Annotated in this window: 20 protein-coding genes; all 20 read right to left on the reverse strand. The window is 58.6% G+C overall.

The features are described from left to right. Position 1: 1 nt before the first annotated feature. Complete coding sequence (hisG, locus tag BBDE_RS05770; RefSeq protein ID WP_003841694.1) at positions 2-853, reverse strand: ATP phosphoribosyltransferase; 852 nt, start codon at positions 851-853, stop codon at positions 2-4. A 48-nt stretch (positions 854-901) separates the two neighbouring features. Next, positions 902-1,165 carry a phosphoribosyl-ATP diphosphatase gene (locus BBDE_RS05775; protein WP_003840073.1) on the reverse strand — a complete coding sequence of 88 codons (264 nt, stop codon included), beginning with the start codon at positions 1,163-1,165 and terminating at the stop codon, positions 902-904. A gap of 35 nt (positions 1,166-1,200) precedes the next feature. Then, positions 1,201-1,866: a ribulose-phosphate 3-epimerase gene (gene rpe, locus BBDE_RS05780; protein WP_012902166.1), complete on the reverse strand. Its 666-nt coding sequence runs from the start codon at positions 1,864-1,866 to the stop codon at positions 1,201-1,203. A 34-nt stretch (positions 1,867-1,900) separates the two neighbouring features. Continuing rightward, positions 1,901-2,920: a prolipoprotein diacylglyceryl transferase gene (gene lgt / locus BBDE_RS05785; protein ID WP_012902167.1), complete on the reverse strand. Its 1,020-nt coding sequence runs from the start codon at positions 2,918-2,920 to the stop codon at positions 1,901-1,903. Positions 2,921-2,986: 66 nt separating this feature from the next. After that, positions 2,987-3,865, reverse strand: coding sequence for a tryptophan synthase subunit alpha (gene trpA, locus BBDE_RS05790; RefSeq protein WP_003843614.1), 879 nt, complete (start codon positions 3,863-3,865; stop codon positions 2,987-2,989). A gap of 19 nt (positions 3,866-3,884) precedes the next feature. Further along, the gene (locus BBDE_RS05795; RefSeq protein ID WP_003840065.1) at positions 3,885-5,978 is read right to left on the reverse strand and encodes a bifunctional indole-3-glycerol phosphate synthase/tryptophan synthase subunit beta; all 2,094 of its coding nucleotides are present in this window, start codon (positions 5,976-5,978) and stop codon (positions 3,885-3,887) included. A 45-nt stretch (positions 5,979-6,023) separates the two neighbouring features. Beyond that, positions 6,024-7,580 carry an anthranilate synthase component I gene (gene trpE, locus BBDE_RS05800; protein WP_033488938.1) on the reverse strand — a complete coding sequence of 519 codons (1,557 nt, stop codon included), beginning with the start codon at positions 7,578-7,580 and terminating at the stop codon, positions 6,024-6,026. Further along, positions 7,577-7,984: a phosphoribosyl-AMP cyclohydrolase gene (gene hisI, locus BBDE_RS05805; protein ID WP_003840060.1), complete on the reverse strand. Its 408-nt coding sequence runs from the start codon at positions 7,982-7,984 to the stop codon at positions 7,577-7,579. Before hisI ends, trpE begins: the two co-directional genes overlap by 4 nt. A gap of 57 nt (positions 7,985-8,041) precedes the next feature. After that, positions 8,042-8,812, reverse strand: coding sequence for an imidazole glycerol phosphate synthase subunit HisF (hisF, locus tag BBDE_RS05810; RefSeq protein WP_003843624.1), 771 nt, complete (start codon positions 8,810-8,812; stop codon positions 8,042-8,044). Positions 8,813-8,905: 93 nt separating this feature from the next. Further along, the gene (gene rlmN, locus BBDE_RS05815; protein ID WP_126622065.1) at positions 8,906-10,087 is read right to left on the reverse strand and encodes a 23S rRNA (adenine(2503)-C(2))-methyltransferase RlmN; all 1,182 of its coding nucleotides are present in this window, start codon (positions 10,085-10,087) and stop codon (positions 8,906-8,908) included. Positions 10,088-10,112: 25 nt separating this feature from the next. Next, the gene (locus tag BBDE_RS05820) at positions 10,113-11,099 is read right to left on the reverse strand and encodes a phosphatidate cytidylyltransferase (protein ID WP_012902172.1); all 987 of its coding nucleotides are present in this window, start codon (positions 11,097-11,099) and stop codon (positions 10,113-10,115) included. Positions 11,100-11,155: 56 nt separating this feature from the next. Then, a complete protein-coding gene (gene frr, locus BBDE_RS05825) occupies positions 11,156-11,710 on the reverse strand; it encodes a ribosome recycling factor (protein ID WP_012902173.1) in 555 nt (184 codons plus the stop codon). 48 nt (positions 11,711-11,758) lie between these two features. Next, entirely contained in the window at positions 11,759-12,508 is a 750-nt protein-coding gene (gene pyrH / locus BBDE_RS05830; RefSeq protein ID WP_003840051.1) for a UMP kinase, read from the reverse strand. Continuing rightward, the gene (locus BBDE_RS11415; protein ID WP_003843583.1) at positions 12,505-12,654 is read right to left on the reverse strand and encodes a hypothetical protein; all 150 of its coding nucleotides are present in this window, start codon (positions 12,652-12,654) and stop codon (positions 12,505-12,507) included. Before BBDE_RS11415 ends, pyrH begins: the two co-directional genes overlap by 4 nt. A gap of 31 nt (positions 12,655-12,685) precedes the next feature. Further along, positions 12,686-13,537: a translation elongation factor Ts gene (tsf, locus tag BBDE_RS05835; RefSeq protein ID WP_003840049.1), complete on the reverse strand. Its 852-nt coding sequence runs from the start codon at positions 13,535-13,537 to the stop codon at positions 12,686-12,688. 73 nt (positions 13,538-13,610) lie between these two features. Beyond that, on the reverse strand, positions 13,611-14,429 hold the full coding sequence (gene rpsB, locus BBDE_RS05840; protein ID WP_003840047.1) for a 30S ribosomal protein S2: 819 nt from the start codon (positions 14,427-14,429) through the stop codon (positions 13,611-13,613). A gap of 281 nt (positions 14,430-14,710) precedes the next feature. Then, complete coding sequence (locus BBDE_RS05845; protein WP_033488936.1) at positions 14,711-15,196, reverse strand: peptide deformylase; 486 nt, start codon at positions 15,194-15,196, stop codon at positions 14,711-14,713. A gap of 2 nt (positions 15,197-15,198) precedes the next feature. After that, positions 15,199-17,247, reverse strand: a complete 2,049-nt coding sequence (locus BBDE_RS05850; RefSeq protein ID WP_033488934.1) for an AMP-dependent synthetase/ligase — start codon at positions 17,245-17,247, stop codon at positions 15,199-15,201. Positions 17,248-17,362: 115 nt separating this feature from the next. Beyond that, the gene (locus BBDE_RS05855; RefSeq protein WP_003840042.1) at positions 17,363-17,980 is read right to left on the reverse strand and encodes a hypothetical protein; all 618 of its coding nucleotides are present in this window, start codon (positions 17,978-17,980) and stop codon (positions 17,363-17,365) included. Between the two features lie 135 nt (positions 17,981-18,115). Next, the gene (locus BBDE_RS05860; RefSeq protein WP_003840040.1) at positions 18,116-19,240 is read right to left on the reverse strand and encodes a GuaB3 family IMP dehydrogenase-related protein; all 1,125 of its coding nucleotides are present in this window, start codon (positions 19,238-19,240) and stop codon (positions 18,116-18,118) included. Positions 19,241-19,358 lie beyond the last annotated feature (118 nt).

Here is a 19,358-nt window from a genome sequence, read left to right on the forward strand (position 1 = left end):
ACTACATTCTCGAGGCCTGCAATGCGGTGACGATTATGCCACGAGCACCAATTCCGTACAACTGGTCCATCAGCTGGTTCACCTTGGCCTTCGGAACCACTACGCGTACGGCGGCCCACTGCTTGTTATGCAACGGCGAAATCGTCGGGCTCTCGAATCCCGGGGTGACGGACACCGCGGCGGAGACCTTCTCCACGGGAATGTCGTAATCCATGAGAACATAACGTTGTGCGGTGAGCACGCCCTGAAGGCGACGGCTCAGAATCGTCAGTCGGTCATCATCCTCGTTGAGACGCGGAGAGCGGATAAGCACCGCCTCGGAGTGCAGCAGCGGATCGGCGAAGATACGCAGGCCGGCATTGCGCAGCGTGGTACCGGTGGAAACGACATCGGCGATCAGATCGGCGACACCGAGCTGTACCGAGGATTCCACCGCACCATCAAGATGCACCGTTTCTGCATTGATGCCATGCTCGACCAGATAGTCATGCACGAGCTTGTCAAAGGACGTTGCCACACGTTTGCCTTCAATGTCCTCGAGCGTGCTGATCGGGGATTCATTCGGTGCGGCGAATCGGAACGTGGAGGCACCAAAACCGAGCTGCATGTGCTCTTTGGCATCGGTGCCGGAATTCAGCAGCAAATCATGACCGGTGATACCGACATCGATGGTGCCACGGCCGACGTAGACCGCGATATCGAGTGGACGCAGATAGAACAGTTCCACATCGTTATCAGGATCCTCAACGACAAGCTGGCGAGGATTGCTGCGCAGACGGTAGCCGGCTTCGGCCAACATGTTCCAAGCAGGCTCGGATAGCATGCCCTTGTTGGGCACGGCGATTCTTAGCATTGTTCCTCCTCAGGGGCCGTACGACTCAACGGTACGGCCCGGGAAATATCACAGGTTCCTATAGATGTCTTCGAGAGTGATGCCGCGATCGATCATCATGACCTGCAGATGGTAGATAAGCTGGCTCATCTCTTCGGCGGTGCGATCCGCTCCCTCGTATTCGGCGGCGATCCAGGTCTCGCTGGCCTCCTCCACGATCTTCTTGCCGATGAAATGGGTGCCCTTGTTCAGCTCATCAACGGTCAGGGAGCCAGCCTGCTTGGTGTCCGCCTTCTCGCTCAGCTCGGCAAACAGTGATTCGAAAGTCTTCATGTTTCCTTATCTGTTCCTTTTGGATTTCGCGTTGTTCAGGCCCTGAACGCGGCTTCGGCCTTGTCACGGATGGAGTCGATGGCTTCGGCGGGGCTTTCGGCGCCATACACGGCGGAACCTGCGACCAATACATCCGCTCCGGCTTCGGCTACGATGTGCGCAGTCTTCGGACTGACGCCACCATCGACCTGAATCTTGGTCTTAAGGCCACGGCGGGTGATTTCGTCACGCAGACGACGCACCTTAGCCATTTGGTTGTCGAGGAATTTCTGGCCACCGAAGCCTGGTTCGACGGTCATGATCAGAATCATGTCGAACTCGTCGAGAATGTCGAAGATCGGCTCCACCGGCTCGGCCGGACGTACGGCGAAGCAGGCCTTGCATCCCATATCGCGCAACTGGCGCGCCAGACGTACCGGGGCATGGGTGGCACCCATGTGGAAGCTGACGGAGGCGGCACCAAGCTTGGCGTATTCCGGTGCCCAGCGGTCCGGATCCTCAATCATCAGATGCACGTCGACCGGCAGGTCAGTGACCTGGCAGATACGTGCCACGATCGGCTCACCCAGAGTCAGGTTCGGGACGAAATGATGATCCATCACGTCGACATGAACAAGATCCGCATTGGAGATGGCCTTGAGGTCACGCTCAAGGTTGCAGAAATCGGCGGACAGAATGCTTGGTGCGATTTGAATAGTCATGGTTCCCATTCTATGGAGGGTAAGCGACTTGACGCTATTGGATATGGGGCTGGCCATCGGCATTTGAGACGGTGGCGCCTTCATTGCCTGATTGTTCATCCGTCGTTCGTGCGGCGGTCGCACTGACCGGCGAAGACTTGGAGGAGCCGGCTTCGTCTCTGACTGCCAATCGCAGTTCGATTTCAGTGACGGTACGAAGCTTCTCGGCAAGCAATTCGGTGGATCGGCCCATCTGCTGCACGATAATGAAGGAAACCACGCCAAGCACGAAGACGGCAAGGGACACCCACACGTTGATGCGTACACCGAGGAATTCGTGGGCGTAGTCGATGCGCAGGGATTCGATCCAGGTACGTCCGGCGGTGTACCACATGATGTAGATGGAGAACAGGGAACCTGCCTTGAGCCTTTTCATGACTGTGGAGCCGATCCACACGATGATGGCGGCACCGATGAGATTCCATATCAGCTCATATAGGAAGGTCGGATGGAATAACGTGCCGCTTGGACAGGTCGCCCCGTCGTAGCACTGTTCGCTTTGACCGATGGCGGTGCCCGTATCATTGAGTTTGAGGCCCCAAGGCAATGTGGTGGGAGCCCCATAGAGTTCCTGGTTGAACCAATTGCCTAGGCGTCCGACGGCTTGCGCGACCAACAGGCCCGGAGTGATGGCATCGGCAAGCAACGCCATCGGATAGTGCTTATGACGGCACCACGCCCATGCGGCCAATGCACCGAGGGCGACACCTCCCCAAATGCCAAGGCCTCCGTTCCAGATACGGAACATCTCCACCCAATCGCCGTTCGCGCCGAAGAAGCGTTCCGGTGTGGTGATGATGTGATACAGACGCGCACCGACGATGCCGGATGGCACGGCGACCAACGTGATGTCGAGAATCTGGTCGAAGTTGCCTCCCAGTCTTTTCCATCGGTTGCTGGTGATCCATACGGCAAGCACGATGCCCATCAGGATGCACAAGGCGTAGATATGAATCGTCACCGGCCCGATGGAGAACTGCGAAATCGTCGGCGATGGAATGTATGCAAGTGTCATGGTTCCCTGATGGTAGTCCGCGCAGCCGATATGTGCGAGCTGCGCGGACCCCTTGTACGGTGTCTTTCAGTGGCGGGCGTTGTGGATGCCTTCGGCAAGTTCCTCGGCCTTGGCTGCAAGGGCCTTGAGGCCCGTCGTCTCGTCGACGGCGACCTTGCCGGATTCGTCGAGCATGGTGTGCACCAAGGCGGAACCGACGATGACGCCATCTGCATAGGAGCCGACACACGCCCCCTGTTCGGCGGTGGAAACGCCGATGCCGACGCACACGTTCTTCGCGCCCGCTTCACGAGTGCGTGCCACCAATTCCTGAGGTGAGGCATCGATGGTGGCACGTTCGCCGGTCACACCCATGCGGGCTGCGGCATAGACGAATCCACGGGCGTTGTCGGCCACGACCTTCAGACGGTCGGCGGTCGAGTCCGGGGATACCAGGAAGACGCGGTCAAGACCGTGGCGATCGGAGGCCTCGATCCATTCGCCGGCTTCATCGGGGATGAGGTCCGGCGTGATCAATCCGGCACCGCCGGCGTTTTCAAAATCGCGTGCAAAGCGTTCGACGCCGTAGTGGAAGATCAGGTTCCAATAGCTCATGACCAGAGGCACTCCCCCGGCATTGGCTACGGTCTCCACAGCCTTGAACACGTTGGCGATTGTTTCGCCGTTGTCGATGGCGATCTGGGAGGCGGCCTGGATGACTGGGCCATCCATCACGGGATCGGAATACGGCAAACCGATTTCCACGGCATCGACGCCATGCTCGACCATGGTCTTGAATGCCTTAAGCGAGTAATCCGGGTTCGGGAATCCATATGGAAGGTAACCGATGAACGCCGGTTCGTCGCTGGCCTTGAACGCATCGAACATGGCTTCGGTCGGGCTTGGCCTGTGGCTGATGCCCAACGGCTGGCCGGACGGGGTGGTTGCGGCGGTTGCATTCGTCATGATGATCGCTCTCCTTCTTTCACTCGCCGTCTGCATTGTTGCCTTGAGCGCCATTGGCTTCCAGCGCCTTGGCCTGCTCATCGGTCAGATAACCGAACCACTTGCCTGCGGTATTCATGTCCTTGTCGCCTCGACCGGAGATGTTGATGATCATCACCGGATGCTCATATCCCTTGGCTTTGAGATCCTCGGCGGCCTTGTACGCGCCGGCGACGGCATGAGAGCTTTCGATGGCGGGGATGATGCCCTCGGTCTCGCACAGATCCTTGAAACCGCTCATGGCTTCCTCATCGGTGGCCCACGAATAGTTGACGCGGCCGATATCCTTGAGCCATGCATGTTCCGGTCCCACGGACGCGTAATCGAGGCCCGCGGAAATAGAGTAGGTATCGAGCGTCTGGCCTTCGGCGTTTTCGAGCAGGTAGCTCTTTGCACCCTGGAACATGCCCAGCTCACCGGTTCCGGGAGCGAAACGAATGGCGTGGCGTCCGGATTCGGGACCGTTACCGCCAGCTTCATAACCGTATAGGTTCACACGTTCGTCATCGAGGAAGGCATTCATGACGCCGATGGCATTGGAACCGCCACCGACGCAGGCGCAGATGGCGTCCGGATGATCGATGCCGTACCAATCCTGCAACTGCTGCTTGGCCTCTTCGCCGATGATCTTCTGGAAATCACGCACCATGGCGGGGAAGGGGTGTGGTCCTGCAACGGTGCCGAGCAGATAATGCGTGTCCTTGACGTTGGTGACCCAGTCGCGCAGCGCCTCATTGATGGCATCCTTGAGAATACGGTCGCCCAACGTGACTTCCACGACTTCGGCTCCGAGCATGCGCATGCGGGCCACATTCAAAGCCTGACGGCGGGCATCGATCTGACCCATGTAGATACGGCACTTCAGACCGAGCATGGCGCATACGGTGGCAGTGGCCACACCATGCTGACCCGCACCGGTTTCGGCGATGACGCGGGTCTTGCCCATGCGCTTGACCAGCAGCGCCTGTCCGAGGGCATTGTTGATCTTGTGTGCGCCGGTGTGGTTCAGATCCTCGCGCTTGAGGAAGACCCGGGCGTCCAAACCGGTTTTCTCCCTAAGGCGCTCGGCAAAACGAGGAGCTTCGGTCAGTGGCGACGGACGGCCCACGTACTGCTGGTTGAGCCTGGCAAGTTCCTTGTGGAATTCCGGATCGGCCTTGGCCTGTGCGTAGACGCGTTCGAGCTCGTCAAGCGCCGTAATCAGCGCCTCCGGCACGTAGCGTCCACCGAATTGGCCGAAATATGGACCTTCATGTGTGCTCAACGGGGTTTGTTCGGATGCTTTCACTCTTGCTCCTGCCTTTACTAGACGTTCGACGGCCTGTTCATGATTGGCTGCGGTGGCGACGCCCTCACCTACGAGCACTGCATCGGCTCCGGCGCGGGCATAGTCTTCAAGCTCGACGGCTCCGAATACACCTGATTCGGCAACCCTGATGACATCGTCGGGTAGGTCGGCTGCGAGCTCGTCGTATTTATTGACGTCCACTTTCAGATCCTTGAGGTTACGTGCATTGATGCCGATCACACGTGCACCTGCGGCAATGGCGCGTTGAATCTCCTCGCGCGTGTGCGTCTCGACCAGCACCGTCATATCGAGGGTGTGGGCCAGATCGAGCAACGACCTGAGCTTGGCATCATCCAATGCCGCGACGATGAGCAACACCAGATCGGCGCCATGGGCGCGTGCCTCCCAGATCTGATATTCGGTGACGATGAAATCCTTACGGAGCACCGGAATATGCACGGCAGCGCGGACCTTGTCCAAATCATCAAGCGAGCCAAGGAAACGACGTCCCTCGGTAAGTACGGAAATCGCGCTTGCCCCACCGCGCTCATACTCCCGGGCCAACGCCGACGGATCGGGGATATCGCTGAGGTGGCCCTTGGAAGGCGAGGCCCTCTTGATTTCGGCAATGACCGGAATGCCATCCGCTTTCTTCAACCATCGGCGCGCATCGATCGGCGCAGGAGCCTGGGCCACCTGCCGCTTCAATTCGTCGAGCGACACGCTCTTCTCACGTGCCTGTTGGTCTTCGACGGCTCCTGCCACCAATTCATCGAGTACAGACATGGCGTTCCTTTCAGTGATTTACTCGATTGGTAAGCTTCTCGGCTTCTACAACTGGCGAAGTTGCGAAGCGATCTGCACCGCCTCGACGCTGGCCTCCGCCTTGTTGCGTGTTTCCTGCCACTCACTGGCCGGCACGGAATCAAGTACGATTCCGGCTCCGGCCTGCACGCTCGCTTCATGATCTCGGATGAATGCGGTTCGAATGGCGATGGCCATGTCGAGATTGCCAGAAAAATCGAAATAGCCGACGGTACCACCGTAGATGCCACGATCGGCGGGTTCAAGCTCGTCGATGATCTCGATGGCGCGAGGCTTGGGCGCACCGGAAAGCGTTCCCGCGGGGAATGCGGAGGTGAACACGTCGAACGAGGTCATATCGGGATTGACACGACCGGTTACCGTCGAACAGATGTGCATGATGTGGCTGAATCGCTTGATATCCATCAGCGAGACGACTTCTACGCTTTCCGGCTGGCATACACGGCTCAGATCGTTGCGGGCGAGGTCCACCAACATGATATGTTCGCTACGCTCCTTCGGATCGGCAAGCAGGTCCTTTGCCAACTGCTCGTTCTCCTCCACGGTGGCGCCGCGCGGTCTGGAGCCGGCAATCGGGAAGGTCATGGCATGGCCGTTGTCGACCTTGATCAATGTTTCCGGACTGGAGCCGATAACGTTGAAATCGCGGCCCTGGGCATCGGTCAGCGCCATGAAATACATGTACGGGCTCGGATTGAGCGTGCGCAACACGCGATAGACATCGAACGGATCGGCCGGTGAATCAATATCAAGACGCTGGGATATGACCACCTGGAACACATCACCGTCGATGATGTGCCGCTTGGCGACTTCGACGGCATGCTCATAATCGGCCTTCTCCGTACGGAAGCGAAGCTCAGGCTGACTGATGGTCTCATCCAGCACGTTGACACGTGCCTCTCCCCCGACCGGTGTCGCGGCCTTGCGCTGCATGGTGTCAAGTCTTGCGATGGCTTCATCGTATGCAGCATCCGCACGAGTCGGACGGTCATCGACGTTAACTGCGTTGGCGATCATCCATACCGAGCCCGACACGTGGTCGACCACGGCGATGTCGGTGGCCAATGCCAACACGGTCTCAGGCTGTCCGGTTTCGTTCGGGGCTTCGGCACGCAGGGTCGGTTCCCAATGACGAATGGAATCCCAACCGACAGTACCTACCAGACCGCTGGTAAGGTTCGGCAGACCGTCGACATGAGGAGCTTTCAGAGTCTTCAATGTGGCATGCGCCACCTCGACCACGTCGCCTTCCACGGGGATTCCCGCCGGAACCTTGCCCAGCCAGTCGGCCTTGCCGCCGTTGGAACGCAATTGAGCCATGGAGTTGACGCCAATGAAGCTATAACGGCTCCAGGTCCCTCCGAATTCAGCAGATTCGAGGATGAAGGTGCCGGAACGGCCTCCCGCCAAACGCTCATAGAAGCCAACCGGAGTCAGTGAATCGGCAAGCAGCCTGCGCACGATGGGGATAACACGATAGCCTTCGTCGGCGAGTTCATGAAACTGTTCACGGCTTGGCCAGGTGGCGCCCCACTTAAGGTTGCGTACGCTGCATCCGCTCATCGCTGTTCCTCCTGTTCCTTGGTTCGGTAGCCTACGACCACCGGCAATCGGCCACCTTCTTCGAAGCAGGAACGCTTGCCGGTATGGCAGGCGGCTCCGACCTGGTCGACTTCGACCAGGATGGCGTCTCCGTCGCAGTCCAAGGCGAATGACTTGACGTACTGCGCATGACCGGAAGTATCGCCTTTACGCCAGTATTCCTGCCTGGATCGGGACCAGAACGTCACTCGGCCAGTAGTTAGGGTGCGGCGGACGGCTTCATCGTCCATGTAGCCGACCATCAACACTTCCTTGGTGTCGAACTGTTGAATTACCGCCGCAACCAGCCCTTTCTCGTCACGCTTAAGACGTGCTGCGATGCGGGGGTCGAGATTGACGCTGTTATCGTATGCTTCGTTGGTCATGATGTTGGTGATGTCGTTCTTTTCGATTATAGGAACAGTTGATGGATTGACGTCATTTCATCGTACGGTATAGCCGGCGGCCTTGATGGCGTTCTTGACCTCACCGATGGAGACCTTGCCGTAGTGAAAGATCGACGCGGCGAGCACAGCATCGGCACCAGCTTCGATTGCCGGAGGAAAATCGGAGGCTTTGCCGGCACCGCCGGAGGCGATGATGGGAATCTTGACCTCCTTGCGCACGGCCTTGATCATCTCGATGTCAAACCCCTGCTGGGTACCATCGGCATCCATTGAGTTCAGCAGGATTTCGCCGGCGCCAAGTTCCTGCGCACGTTTGACCCACCAGATGGCATCGATGCCCGTGGACTTACGCCCTCCCATGGTGGTCACCTCGAAGCCGGACTGGGTATGGCGCTCCCCTTGCTCGCGACGGGCGTCGACGGAAAGCACCAGCACCTGGTTGCCGAAACGTTCGGCCACACGACTGATCAGTGTCGGATCGTTGATGGCCGCCGTATTGACGCCGACCTTGTCGGCACCGCAACGCAGAAGGGAATCCACGTCCTCCGGGGTGCGCACGCCACCGCCTACGGTCAGCGGGATGAAAATCTGCTCCGCGGTTCGGCTGACCACATCCACCATGGTCTGACGGTGGGAGCTGGAGGCGGTGACATCAAGGAAGGTCAGCTCATCGGCCCCCTGACGATAGTATTCGGCGGCGAGCTCAACCGGATCTCCTGCATCGCGCAGATTCTCAAAATGCACGCCCTTGACCACTCGCCCCGCGTCGACATCAAGACATGGGATGACTCGGACTGCCAATGACATGCTGTTTCTCCTCGCTCGCAGTTTCATGCAACGATTGCAAGAGTAACCGTTACGCGTTACGCATATTCGTATGAAGTCCGAGTAGCGGACAGACTATTGCCGTTCTTTTGCCGCAAGCTGCCCGCAGGCACCATCGATATCCTGCCCGCGGGTGTCGCGCAAGGTGGCGGTGACCCCCGCCTGATGCAGGATGTCAAGGAACCGCCGCTCATCTTCCGGCTTGGATGCCGTCCATTTGGAGCCTTCGATGGGATTGAGCGGAATGGGGTTGACGTGGGCCCAGTTATCCCCGTAATGGTTGAGGCGCTTCGCCAGCAGACGGGCATGCTCGGCTTGGTCGTTGATGCCGCGCATCAACGCATACTCAATGCTGACGCGGCGCTTGGAAGCCAGATAGTAGTCGTGAGCCGCATCCAACACCTGAGTGGTGTCGAAACGCTTGTTCATCGGCACCAGCTCGTCACGCAATTCGTCGCTGGGAGCGTGAAGAGATACCGCCAGACGCACCGGAATGCCTTCTGCGGTGAGCTTTTTGATTCCTGGAACCACACCGACCGTGGATACGGTGATATTACGTGCGGAGATGACGAAACCTTCAGGTGGCATGGCACTGATCTGCCGGACCGCGCTCAATACGGACCTGTAGTTGCCCATTGGTTCGCCCATACCCATGAACACGATATTGCTCAGACGTCCGGGACCGCCGGCAACCTCGCCGTCGCGCATGGCCTTCGCCGCTACACGCACCTGCTCGACGATCTCCCCCGCGGACATGTTACGTGTCAGTCCAAGCTTGCCGGTGGCGCAGAACGGACAGCCCATACCGCAACCCACCTGGCTGGAAATGCAGAGCGTGGTGCGTGTCGGATAACGCATCAGCACGGATTCGATCAACGAGCCGTCGAACAGGCGCCACAACGTCTTTATGGTAGTGCCTTCATCGGCTACCTGCCGGGTGACCTCGGTGATCAGCGTCGGGAAAAACGCTTCCGCCGCTTCGGCACGCTTGTTCGCGGGAAAATCGGAGAATTCCTCGGCATCCACATCGAAATGCCCATAGTAATGGTTGGCAAGCTGCTTGACCCGAAACCTCGGCAGACCAAGCTCCTTGGCCTTGGCGATCCGTTCGTCTTCGGACATATCGGCGAAATGCAGCGGCGGCTTGCCTCGACGGGCATGGTCCTTGGAAAGCACGTCACGGAACGCACCGGTGGTGCCTCCCGGCGTAATACCGGTTTCAGGCAGATCCTTCACGGTGTCCATGGAATCATTCATTGCGGTCAATCAATCCTCTTGCTCATCACATGCCGGTGGCCCACAGCAGTACGCACACGAACGGCGCGCACAGCAGTATGGAATCGACGCGATCCATTACGCCACCATGCCCCTTGAGCAGATGGCCCATATCCTTGATGCCGATGTCACGCTTAAGCATGGATGCGCACAGGTCGCCGAACGTGCCGGCGATGCCGATCATGATGCCGGCGATGACGGGCACCCACCAGCGGGACATCCAAACGGAAGCGTCATAGGTGCAGAACATCACCACGAACGCGCCCACCATGGCGAACACGATGGAGCCGGCCAGGCCCTCCCAGGACTTCTTCGGTGAAATACGGGGACTGAGCTTGTGCTTGCCCAGCCAGGCTCCGGCGAAGAGACCACCGGTATCGCTCAGGGCCGGCATGAACACCAGCATGATGGCATGCGCCACCGGATGATCGTTGAACGTCAACGGCATGATCAGACAGGAGGCGAGCAGTGGAATATACAGTACGGTGAACATGGAGACCGCCACATGGCTCAGACGGCTATGGCTGATTTCGCCTTGCTCATGGTTGAATGATGATTCGAGTCTTGCACCGGCATCGGTGTGGGACAGCTTGTTGGCGACGGCCAACGAGATTCTGCTGCCGAACGTCACTTTGGCGCTTGCCGCCATGGCGACCAGCAGCAGGGACACCAGCACGCAGATCGTCATGGCGACGATGTGCCGATCACTGTAGAAGGTGGCCAGCAAGGTCGCCGTGGAGCAGATCCATAACATCACCACCGGGATATGCAATCCGGCGGTGGCGAAATCGACACGCAGCTCCCACAAGGCAAGTAGCATGAACAGCACGACAAGATAGACAAACAGGTCTATGCTGATCAGCAGGCAGGCCAGAATAAGTATGACCAGCACGGCCGCGGTGGCGATGGCCTGCGGCATATTGCGCCCGGTTCTCTTATTGATGGCGTTGATGGCCTCTTCGGCTTCCTTCTCGCGCTGTTCCTGATGCTCCATCATGGTTCCTTGAGTGTCTTCGCTGACGTCGATCGTCGATTATGAATGTCTGTGAATCAGACCTCCATAATCTCCTTCTGCTTGGCTTCAAGCAGGGTGTCGAGTTCGTCGGTAGTCTGCTTGGTGACCTTGTCGAGCTCCTTCAGGAGACGATCGCCCTCATCTTCGCCCATGTCGCCATCCTTGATGGCCTTATCGATGGACTCCTTGGTCTTGCGGCGGATGTTGCGCACGGCGACCTTGCCGTCTTCCGCCTTGCCCTTGGCGAGTTTGACGTATTCCTTGCGACGCTCTTCGGTAAGTTCCGGCATGGTCAGTCGAATGACGTTGCCGTCACGGCGCGGGCTAGCACCAAGATCGGAATCACGCAGGGCCTTTTCCACGGCATTGGCCTGCGAGGCATCGAACGGGGTGACGGACAGGGTGCGTGGTTCCGGAACGCCGATGGTGGCGACGGCCTTCAGCGGCGTCGGCGCACCGTAGTAATCGACGGTGATGCCGTTGAACAGGGCCGGATTGGCGCGACCGGTACGGATGCCGGAGAAGTTCTCCTTGGTGGATTCGACGGACTTGGCCATCTGGGCCTTGGCCTGATCGACGATGTTTGCCATATTCATACTCCTTGTTTGTGATTGATCGATATTCGACGTTGAATGTCGTTACTCGGCCAACGAGGATTCCGCAGTGGAAACCATGGTACCAATTTCCTCACCGAGCAAAGCGCGGGTGACGTTGCCCTCGCCTTCAAGACCGAACACGCGAATGAGCTGCTTGTTGTCGCGCGCCATGGAAAGTGCCGAGGCGTCCATGACGGCCAGGTTGTCGACAAGCGCGCGGTTATAGCTCAAGGTCGCGAAACGCCTGGCGTTCTCGTCCTTGCGTGGGTCGGCGGTATAGACGCCGTCCACACCGTTCTTGCCCATAAGCACCTCATCGCAATGAATTTCCAGAGAACGCTGAATGGACACGGTATCGGTGGAGAAATACGGCATGCCCGCACCGGCACCGAAGATTACGACACGGCCCTTTTCGAGGTGACGAATGGCCTTGAGAGGAATGTACGGTTCGGCGACCTGTCCCATGGTGATGGCGGTCTGCACTCGGGTGGCCTGGCCTTCCTGTTCCAGGAAATCCTGCAATGCCAAGCAATTCATCACGGTGCCAAGCATGCCCATGTAGTCGCCGCGGGAGCGGTCGATGCCAGCCTGCTGCAGTTCCGCCCCACGGAAGAAGTTACCGCCGCCGACCACGATCGCTACCTGCACGCCCTGCTGGACAGCGGGAACGATTTCACCTGCGATGCGTCGGATCACGGTCGTATCGATGCCGACCTTGCCGCCACCGAATGCCTCGCCGGAGAGCTTGAGTAGCACCCTACGCGGATTGTCACCAGTGTTTTCGCCAGTCATGAAAAGCCTTTCTTGCCCGAAAACTCACGAAATTTACCGCTCTCCAGACTATCGGCAAACAACGACACCGCACTTGAACGACACAGCCCATAAAACAAAAAGCGGCCATCATGTACGATGATGGCCGCTTCGGGATACATCGTCATGCGATGCGTCCCGGCTTTACCGTAAGCGAGTTCACTCGGCTTCGCCCTTGCCGACCTCCACGCGAGCGAAGGCCAGAGCGGCGCCACCGACTTCCTTGAACAGGTCGCCGACGGTCTTGGACGGATCCTTGACGTAGGACTGCTCAAGCAGGACGTTCTCCTTGTAGAAGGCATTCAGACGGCCTTCCACGATCTTCGGAACGATTTTCTCCGGCTTGCCTTCGGCCAGGGACTTCTCGGTGGCCACGCGACGCTCGGACTCGACCACATCGGACGGAACGTCCTCACGGGTCAGCCACTGAGCGCCCATAGCGGAGATCTGCAGAGCGGCCTCGTGAGCCACGGCGGCACCTGCCTCGTCGGTGGCGATCATGGCCACGATGCTCGGCGGCATCTCAGCGGACTTCTTGTGGGCATAGATTTCGACGTGCGGACCGGCAACCTTGGCGAACTGGCCGACCTTGACGTGCTCGCCGAACAGGGCCGCAGCCTCTTCGACGGCTTCCTTCACGGTGGCGTCGCCGGAGGCGGCAGCCAGGACCTCATCCACGGAGGATGCCTCGGCCTTGACGGCGTCTTCGAGAACGCTGTCCGCGAATTCCACGAACTTCGGGGTCTTGGCCACGAAGTCGGTCTCGGAGTTAAGCTCGACGGCATAACCGGTCTGGCCATCGGCGGATTCCACGACCTTGGAGGCGATGGTGCCTTCCTGGGCCTTACGGCCTTCGCGCTTGCCTGCGGCCTGGATACCCTTGGCGCGGATGATCTCCTTGGCGCGAGCCACGTCACCCTCGGCCTCGGTCAGGGCCTTCTTAACGTCCATCATGCCGGCGCCGGTTTCCTCGCGCACCTGCTTGATCAGAGCTGCAGTGATTGCTGCCATTGATTTGTCTCCTCTGAAAAAATAATGTCCCATATGATGGGAGGCATTGCACCTCCCATCATAGAGGATGTGTTCACTCAGCCTTGGCTTCGCCTTCAGCTTCAGCCGGAGCTTCGGAGGCCGGAGCGCCCTCGGTCAGGAGCTCCTTCTCCCAAGCGGCCATCGGCTGCTCGGTCTCACCCTCGGCCTTGGCGGCCTTGCCGGAACGCTCCAGCAGACCTTCGGCCACTGCATCGGCCATGAGGCTGGTCAGCAGCTCGATGCCGCGGATGGCGTCGTCATTGGCGGCGATCGGGTATTCGACGGACTCCGGATCGGCGTTGGTGTCGACGATGGCGACGACCGGGATGCCCAGCTTGTGAGCTTCCTCGACGGCCAGCGCTTCCTTGTTGACGTCAACGACGAACATGGCGGACGGGGTACGGTTCATGTTACGGATACCGCCCAGCTGCTTGGCCAGCTTGTCCTTCTCGCGCTCGAGAAGCAGCAGTTCCTTCTTGGTCAGGCCGGAGCCATGCACGTCGGTGAAGTCCATCTCTTCGAGTTCCTTGAGACGGGAGACGCGCTTGGACACGGTCTGGAAGTTGGTCAGCATGCCGCCGAGCCAGCGCTCGGAGACATACGGCATGTTCACGCGGGTGGCCTGGGAGGACACTGCTTCCTGAGCCTGCTTCTTGGTGCCGACGAACAGCACGGTGCCGTTATGAGCGACGGTGGCCTTGATGAAGTCATAGGCGGCGTCGATCATATCGAGCGACTTGAACAGGTTGATGATGTGAATGCCGTTGCGCTGGGTGAGGATGAACTGCTTCATCTTCGGGTTCCAACGACGGGTCTGGTGGCCGAAGTGCAGACCTGCCTTCAGCATATCGCTCATAGTGATCTGAGCCATGGTATCGCTACCTCTTTCTTGTCGGTTCTTGCCTGGTCATGCGTCCCTGCGTGCAACCTCGCCTTGGAGGCGGGGCCGACCGACACAGGTCGTCGCGAACATGACGCGAATTTGCTGCATGCCGGTTGACGATAATGGTTGGTCCGAAGCGCTTGCGACTGCACTTCTCGCCGGGTGGCATACGAAGTATGAAGATACCACAGGGTCCCGTCTTTTTCGGACGGGACCCTGCCAAACCCTGTCAACAGGTGTAATTCCAAGCTCTTTGCCGGAACGGAAACCTACTGACGGTGATTGCGCATGTATCGCATCGCTTCGCGGCGTTCTTCCTTCTCGAGACGGTCAAGATAGACATGGCCATCCAGATGATCGGTCTCATGCTGCAACATGCGGCCCATGATGCCATGCCCTTCCAGTACGACCGGGTTTCCGTCCAGATCAATGCCTCGTACCCGGGCGTAATCGGCACGGCGGGTCTTGTACCACAGGCCCGGTACCGACAGGCAACCCTCATCGCCGTACTGTTCGCCGCTGGTCTCTTCGAGCACGGGATTCAGGACATAGCCGATTTTGCCATCGATGTTGTAGGAGAACGCACGTAGGTTCACTCCGATCTGGTTGGCCGACAGGCCGGCACGGCCAGGATCGTCAACGGTGTCCAGCAGATCCTGCACCAAGTGGCGCACGGCCGGAGTGATTTCCTTGATGGGGTCGCATGGGGTACGTAGCACCGGGTCTGGCACGACTCGAATCTCACGAATTGCCAAGATTATTTCTCCTCGTCTGTAATCGTTGCCTCAGATGCTGCGGAATCGTCCGGCGTCTCAGCTTCGCCATGCGATTCCTCAGTCTGTCTCTTGATTTCCTCCTGCATGGTATCAAATGCCTGCCGAACCTTCGGACTCACGGATTCCGATGCCTGACGGACGCTTTCGGATGCCTGCTTGACGGTTTCCGTAGTGCGGTCGAGAATCTGCACGGTCTTCGGCAATGGTTTCCCGGAAGGCTTCGGCGCGTACAGCACGTTTTCGATCGTTTCGGCGTACCGTTGCAGCACCTTCGGGCGGACCACCTTCAGACTGGCGGTCAACGTGCCGTTGTCCTGGCTGAATTCCTCGTCCAGCACCTCGAACTTGCGCACCGATTCCGCACGGGACACGTTGGAATTGGCTTTTTCGACGTACTGCTGGATAAAGGCGCGCACCGCATCATTGTCCGCAATCTGTGACAATGGCATATCGGCATCAAGGCCCTGCTGGGAGAGCCAGGAGCGCACCATATCCGGGTCGAGTTCGATCAATGCGCCGATGAACGGCTTGCCGTCCCCCACGACCACGCTGTGCGAAACGATCGGGCAGGTATTGATGATGTCCTCCATCGGGGCGGGACTCACGTTCTTGCCGCCGGCGGTGATGATGATGTCCTTCTTACGACCCGTAATGTACACGAAGCCGTCATCGTCGATGGTGCCGAGATCTCCGGTGCGCAGCCATCCATCGGGCAGCTTGACCTCAGCGGTAAGCTCGGGCTTCTTGTAATAGCCGAGGAACACATTCGGCCCCTCGACGAGCAGCTCGCCGTCATCGTCGACGCGCACCCCCATGCCGGGACCGGGCTTGCCTACTGATCCTACGCGATTGGCATCCTGCCAGTTGACGATCATCGGGGCCGCGGTCTCGGTCATGCCATACCCCTGAATGAACGTAATGTCATCCATGCCATTGAAGAAATGGGCCAGATCGACGTTCAACGGTGCGCCGCCGCACGCCAGATAGCGCATGTTCGGGCCAAGCGCCGAACGAATGGACTTGCCTACGGTGGACATGAAGAACGAATGCTCGGCACGCGAGGTGAGCGAATGACGACCGGTCTCCTGCTCATCCTTGGACCAGCGCACGAAATGTTCGAAGGCCTTGGCGAACAGACGGCCGCGGATGCCGGCACCGGCCTTCTGCGAGGCCGCGTTGTACACCTTTTCGAATACGCGCGGCACGCCGAGCAGATAGGTGGGCTTGAAACTGCGCAAATCGGCCAGCAAATGCTTGGCCCCGGGCAGGTAACCGACCACGCCTTGGCCGCCGATGGCCACGTACTGAATGTACCTGGCGAAACAGTGCGCCAACGGCAGGAACAGCATCAGTCGATTCGGCTGGTAGAGCATCTCGTCGAGAATGATGTAGCCGTTGAGCACGATATGAGTGAAATTGCGATGCGATAGCATCGCGCCTTTTGGCTTGCCCGTGGAACCCGATGTATAGACGATGGTCAGCATGTCATCGGCCTTGACCCGCGCAATGGCCCTGTCAAGCGTATTGCCGTCGACCGCCTGACCGAAATCGGCGACGGCATCGAGGCCATCCGCCTCGAAATTGAACACGTACTTCAAGCCATCGTGGCTGTCGCGAATCTGTTCCAGTGTCTGTGTATGCGCGAAATCACCGGCAAAGGCGATAACCGGGTTCACCTCTTCGATAATGGAGGCTGCCTGCCTGGCTGAATCCGTTTCGTACACGGGTACGCTCACCGCGCCGATCGCGGCGCATGCGAAATCGACGACGCCCCATTCGTAGCAGGTCGGTGAATAGATGACCACCATGCTACCGGCCTTGACTCCGAGTCCGAGCAGACCTTTGGCCACGCCGTTCACTCGATCGAGCATCTGTCCGGCGGTCACATCATGCCAGTGCCGGGTCTCATCATCCTGCCACTGGGCGATCAGATCGTCGGGATTCCGCTCCGCCCGTTTGGAGAGCAACGAATACACGGTGTCCTCATCAGTGGTGCTGTACGCAGGTTCCGGTATAAATTCACGCAACATGAGTCCCTATAGTAGTTGCCACTTTCTCAAGGCACGCTGAAAACCCTTGAAAATGGCTATTTTTCGCCGTTTTCAAGGGTTTTGCCTGTTTTTCTTCCAGCGATGGCGGGAAACGTCAGCCGATATCAGAATATGCGCATTTCCAAGCTGTTCCCATTCGTTCGAACACCATGTTGCAACACATTCGTTCGGCACCGATGCGCAACATGACCACGCAGTCGAATTTTTGAGGATTGACCAACCATCCGTTGATGGATCCCATGATGACCGGCAAGATTCCGATTCTGGCGTGCAATCTCGCATCTCTGCGCATGTGTTCGACCAACAGTTGGGAAGCGTTTTCCAAACGTTTCAGGCATGTCGGAGTCATCCTGCGTTCAATGCGCGCCGGTTTCGTCCTGCCACGGAAGATATCGGCGGAATCACAGGCGATACGTGCCGAGTTCATTGCCATGGCATGAGCCTGCTGAGGATCCCATTCCATGGCATCAGTGCGCACGAAGTGAAATGGAATGGGCTCGGCGGAGAGTTCGGCGGCGATGAATCCGTCGAAGACGGGCAATGGCGTTTTCTGCTTGGTGAGATACTCTTGCCACATCATATTGGTATCGCCATTCGGGTTCAGTACGGCATCCAACCCGGAGGACGGAATATCCTCCGAAATTTCATCGTCCTCCTCCTGCTCCTGCAGATCATCATCGGGAGGGGGGACGTCTTCTTCGGGATCCTTCATGGGGCTCCCCTTTCTTGTACGTTCATATTCACCATTGAATATGGGGGTACCCCTATTACAGCGTTAAAAATCCCTTCCGTCAAATCGGCGGAAGGGATTTGTGAATATGTGGATAACCCCTATCAGGGGTGGATGTCAGCGGGTGCTACGTGGGGCGACCGTCACCGAGCAACGCTGGAAGCTCTTGAGATCGACATAACCCGTAGTAGCCATGGCACGTCGCAGGGCGCCGATGAAGTTGGTGGTGCCATCGGCCTGATGGCTTGGGCCGAACAGGACGCTCTCCAAAGACCCTACCGTACCGACGTTCGTACGGAAGCCACGTGGCAGCGTCTGATGACGGGCTTCGGTACCCCAATGCATACCCTGACCCGGAGCCTCCTCGGTTCGAGCCAACGGCGAACCGAGCATCACGGCATCGGCACCAAGTGCAAACGCCTTGACGAAACTGCCGGAGTCCCCCATGCTGCCATCGGCAATCACCTGCACATAGCGGCCGCCAGATTCATCCATATAGTCACGACGGGCTTCGGCCACGTCGGCGATGGCGGTGGCCATCGGGGCATGAACTCCGATGGTGTTGCGATTGGCGGAGACCGCACCGCCTCCGAACCCGACCAGCACACCGGCCGCACCGGTACGCATCAGATGCAGCGCTGCGGTGTAGTTGGCCGCACCGCCGACGATGACCGGCACATCCAGATCGTAGATGAACTTCTTGAGATTCAACGGCTCATGGTTCTTCGACACATGTTCGGCGGACACCACGGTGCCGCGAATGACGAACAGGTCGACACCGGCATCGAGCACAGTCGAATAATAGTCTTGGGTGCGCTGCGGAGACAAGGCTCCGGCTACGGTGACTCCGGCGTCACGGATTTCATGCAGACGTTGCACGATGAGCTCCGGCTTGATCGGCTCGGCGTAGATCTGCTGGATGCGTCCGGTGGCCTGATCCGCAGGCAACTGTGCGATTTCGTCAAGCAACGGCTGCGGATCGTCATATCGGGTCCACAGGCCTTCCAAATCCAGCACACCCAGCGCGCCCATCTTGCCCATGGCGATGGCGGTGGCCGGGCTGGTCACCGAATCCATCGGCGCACCGATGACCGGAACATCGAATTCATAGGCATCGACCTGCCATGAGGTCGATACATCCTGCGGATCGCGAGTACGACGGGAGGGAACGATAGCGACATCGTCCAACGAATAGGCCAGACGGCCCTTCTTGCCCAAACCGATTTCAATTTCCTGAGACATGCCTTCAAGGCTAATGCTCAGCAATGACAGTGGGCGCACCGTGTCCACCTGTCGAATTTGGACATCGCCACACGGAATTAACACACTTCCGCTATGACGGAACACATAACCTTCAATC

Source organism: Bifidobacterium dentium JCM 1195 = DSM 20436 (genome assembly GCF_001042595.1).
In the GTDB taxonomy this organism is placed as follows: domain Bacteria; phylum Actinomycetota; class Actinomycetes; order Actinomycetales; family Bifidobacteriaceae; genus Bifidobacterium; species Bifidobacterium dentium.